The following is a 3812-nucleotide window of genomic DNA, read 5'->3' as shown; positions in this document are numbered from 1 at the left end:
TTTACTTGAGAAATCAGCTCTCAAAAGGAACAATTAATTACATTAAGCCAAGTTGAGAAAGGATACCTTGACCTGTGAAGTATTCAGTGGCAATACCAATTACAAAGCCTAACATTGCCAGGCGACCATTCCAAGCTTCTGCAAAATCGGTGAAGCCTATTTTTTTCTCTTGATTTTCCATGATGATTAACCTCTAATTAGTGTAGTTAAACGTTGGTAAGTACAACAGAAAAGTTATTGAGAGCTGATTTGTAAACTTAGCTAAAACCCTTATGTAATCTAACTCTCAGGGATTTAAGTATTATTGGAATATAACTCCCAAAACCCTTGTATTGCAAGGAATTCAACCTCTTAATATTTACTTGAGAAATCAGCTCTCAAAAGGAACAATTAATTACATTAAGCCAAGTTGAGAAAGGATACCTTGACCTGTGAAGTATTCAGTGGCAATACCAATTACAAAGCCTAACATTGCCAGGCGACCATTCCAAGCTTCTGCAAAATCGGTGAAGCCTATTTTTTTCTCTTGATTTTCCATGACCATTAACCTCGTTTGATTTCAAGCTTATGTAATATAACTTAACGTAAAATTTTAAATATGGCAACATTATTTAACATTTTGATTTGTCTAGACAATTAGTAGATGGACTTCTATGTTGAATACAAATTTAATGTGAAGCTGTATATAAATAAGATTGTAAGAATAATTGACTGTAGCTTAATGCAGATTAAAGACGGATAAATTAATGAATTTCATAATTATATACAGCCTCATCTGAAATTGCTATTACTCCGATAAAATAATAAGTATACTGATTAGCGATTGCCGAATCTAGTCTCACATAGTATCTCTACTTATTGTCATGGTCAGTGCCACGCCAAAATATTTTTGCCAATCTATAAATTCATAATTTTAAACATCAATTATAAATAAATTGATCGGAGAAAGGGATCAAAGTAAAAAAATTCTAGTTTACTTTATACCTCAATTAAATATTTGATCTTAGACATTTGGTGCAAACTAAGTTTTTGCCCAGGTATAACAAGGGTTTGAGATTAATTATCACCAGAGGTCTATTGAATAGATATAAAATCATATCAATTAGTAAAAAAAAATCAATAATTTATAGGTGTGTAGTTAGTGGTTTATATATTATTCTGTATTTGATATTCTATATAAACTAGAATTATGAAATATTTATAGCTAATCAATTTTGGCAAATATGACAGGGATTATTTAGATAAAATCATAGTAAAATCAGAAAAATACTAACAGTTTTTTTGAAAACTTTCAATGTATTTTCAATGTATTGAATAAGTATCAATTAATATTAACTTAATTCTATCAGAACTAAATTTGGATCAAAAAAAAATGATAGGACAACAACACCATTAAAGCTACAAATAGGTGTAAACTAACTATTGAGTCCGATCGCAAAGTAATTCTTCGACTAAAGTAGCCATTTTGTCTGTTATGAATTTTTGGACACTTGTATTTATTATAGGTAAGAAAATTTATACTAGCAGTGGCCTTAGTTAAGAATACTATAAAATTTACTAGGAAATAAAAAAGAATATGGAAGGTTGTACAATTACCGATCTAAAAATTGACAGTAAAAAAAACTGCTATACTCTTGATGCTGAAGCTATGCGACAGATTCAGGAAGAAACATCAGTTTCAGCAAAATTAGAACCAGGGATATATGTAATTAGAATCCGCAGTGGTTCGTTTGGATATAAAAATGATACAAATAACATTGGTGAACCCATGGTTATGTTGTGGATTTATGGTGGTAAGTTCATTAATAAAAAAACCAACTTGGAAGTTGAAGCTACTTGGTCAACTTTAAATGGTGATGACGATACATTAACTTTAGAAGTGCTAGAAACAACAAATATTTGTGCATTTTTCTTTGATACTTACATCGAGGATAATCAAGGAGAAGTGACAATTTCTATAGTTAAAATGTGAATTAATTTTTCTGAACCAAGAGTCATGAATTTCAAAAAGCACTATTGGTTGATTTTAATTTGCATATAAATAATCAATACTATATTGCCTCAAAATATATGTATTTAGATTTAAAAACTATCAGTCAAAAGCTAACTGAGAATGTAATTGCAAAAATTATTCATCAGGAATTTAGCCTTCAGTTGGAAAAAAATTAACTGTCAATTTATTAGTAGAGAACTAATAAGTGATAGGAAAATTATATTCAAGCTGAAGGCTAATTGCTAAAGGTTAATTGAACCATATTTTGTCAACCTAAAAGCCAGATAAAAATGTCTTCATCTAGCAAAAATTTATTTCAAATATCATTAGTATTGCTAACCTTAACTGCTACTCCCAAGCCCTTAGCAGCAGCTACTAATATATCTTTTTTAAGCAATACTATTCTAGCTGAATCCGTCAACTCAGATAATACCTACCAACTACCTGAATCACTGCCAAGTGGTACAAAAATCAGATTACATGGCTCTAATAGTATGACAGTCATTAATCGATCACTAAAACAACGTTACGAAGAAAAATTTACAGACGCTCAAGTTGAACTAGCAGCAGGTAATGCCAGTGAAGTATTAGAAGCACTCCTCAAAGGAGAAACAGATATAGCCGCAATAGGACGTCCATTAACTGCTCAGGAAAAAGAGCAAGGATTAGTTGAAGTTCCTATTGAGCGTGGCAAAATTGCTGTGATAGTTAGTCCTGAAAATCCATTTTCAGAAAATCTCTCATTTGAGCAGTTTGCCAAAATACTCCGGGGAGAAATCACAGACTGGTCAGAAATAGGTGGGTCTCAAATCCCAATTCGCTTTCTTGATCGCCCAGAGTTTAGTGATACCAGAGAAGCTCTTAAAAGTTATGATGTGTTTAAAAAAGCTCCATTTCAGACAGGAAGTAACGCTACTCAGGTATCTCAGGATGATACAGCAGCAGTTATAAAAGAACTTGGTAAAGATGGAATTAGTTATGCGATCGCCGACCAAGTGCTGAACAAAGAAGATGTTCGGATTATTGAGATGCACAAAACTCTACCGAACGATCCTCGTTACCCATATTCTCAACCCCGAAACTATATCTATAACAAAGATGCTGCTAATCCAGGAGTTATAGCATTTATGGGTTTAGTTACTTCTCCAGTTGGTCAAGAAGTTGTGGCAACAGTAGATAAAGAAGGGGAAACAGATGCTGCTATTTCTCCTGGAGCAGCAACGACAAACAATTCAGATACTCAAACTGAGACAGCACCAAACTCACCAGAGGTGGACTCAGGGGAAACAGATGCTGCTATTTCTCCCGGAGCAGCAACGACAAACAATTCAGATACTCAAACTGAGACAGCACCAAACTCACCAGAGGTGGACTCAGCAGTTCCGGGGACAGTAGTAACCGAACCCAGTCCAAATACTTCCACAGTTAATGAAGCAAATTCTTCAGAGGTAGTAGCTTCACCTAGTCCCGCTCAATCAGATACAGCACTACTACCAAATGATATCAGCCAGGAAACAGAAACAGAAGGATTTCCCTGGTGGCTCATTTTTTTGCTAGGAATTCCTTTACTAGGGGCTTTGATTTGGGGACTACAGAGAGGGCGTGGAGGTGATTTAGCACCAACAGATTTAGAAATTGCTACTCCAATTGATGAAAATGAAAATCAAGAGATATCAACACCAGAAGCAGAGTTAGATACTACAGATACACCAACAACTCCCGCTGATGGAAATCAAACAACTCCAACAGATGGCATACCAATAGCACCAATAGTAGGAGGATTAGGATTAGCAGGGTTATTAGCAGCATGGGCAAATCA

The 3812-nt window shown here is 34.2% G+C and carries 4 protein-coding genes; 2 read left to right on the top strand and 2 right to left on the bottom strand.

Going from position 1 to position 3812, the window contains the following annotated elements; all coding sequences use genetic code 11:
- Nucleotides 1-37: 37 nt before the first annotated feature.
- Both F6K23_RS17870 and F6K23_RS17865 read right to left on the bottom strand, forming a co-directional pair.
- Complete coding sequence (locus F6K23_RS17870) at nt 38-181, bottom strand: high light inducible protein (RefSeq protein WP_124155088.1); 144 nt, start codon at nt 179-181, stop codon at nt 38-40.
- 213 nt (nt 182-394) lie between these two features.
- Nucleotides 395-538, bottom strand: coding sequence for a high light inducible protein (locus F6K23_RS17865; RefSeq protein ID WP_124155088.1), 144 nt, complete (start codon nt 536-538; stop codon nt 395-397).
- Nucleotides 539-1576: 1038 nt separating this feature from the next.
- Here F6K23_RS17865 and F6K23_RS17860 point away from each other — a divergent pair.
- Together F6K23_RS17860 and F6K23_RS17855 are read left to right on the top strand one after the other, a co-directional pair.
- Entirely contained in the window at nt 1577-1972 is a 396-nt protein-coding gene (locus F6K23_RS17860) for a hypothetical protein (RefSeq protein ID WP_293158273.1), read from the top strand.
- Nucleotides 1973-2283: 311 nt separating this feature from the next.
- Nucleotides 2284-3812: substrate-binding domain-containing protein (locus F6K23_RS17855; RefSeq protein WP_293158270.1), on the top strand; the 1529-nt coding region annotated here is incomplete at its 3' end.

The organism is Okeania sp. SIO2C9 (assembly GCF_010672455.1).
Taxonomy (GTDB): Bacteria; Cyanobacteriota; Cyanobacteriia; order Cyanobacteriales; family Microcoleaceae; genus Okeania.
Note: the sequence above shows the minus strand (reverse complement) of the source record. Positions and strands in the feature narration are given on the sequence as shown.

What these genes read in the sequence shown, in the direction of transcription:
- F6K23_RS17870 (WP_124155088.1), bottom strand. Translation starts at nt 181, where the DNA reads ATGGAAAATCAAGAGAAAAAAATAGGCTTCACCGATTTTGCAGAAGCT.
- F6K23_RS17860 (WP_293158273.1), top strand. Translation starts at nt 1,577, where the DNA reads ATGGAAGGTTGTACAATTACCGATCTAAAAATTGACAGTAAAAAAAAC.
- F6K23_RS17865 (WP_124155088.1), bottom strand. Translation starts at nt 538, where the DNA reads ATGGAAAATCAAGAGAAAAAAATAGGCTTCACCGATTTTGCAGAAGCT.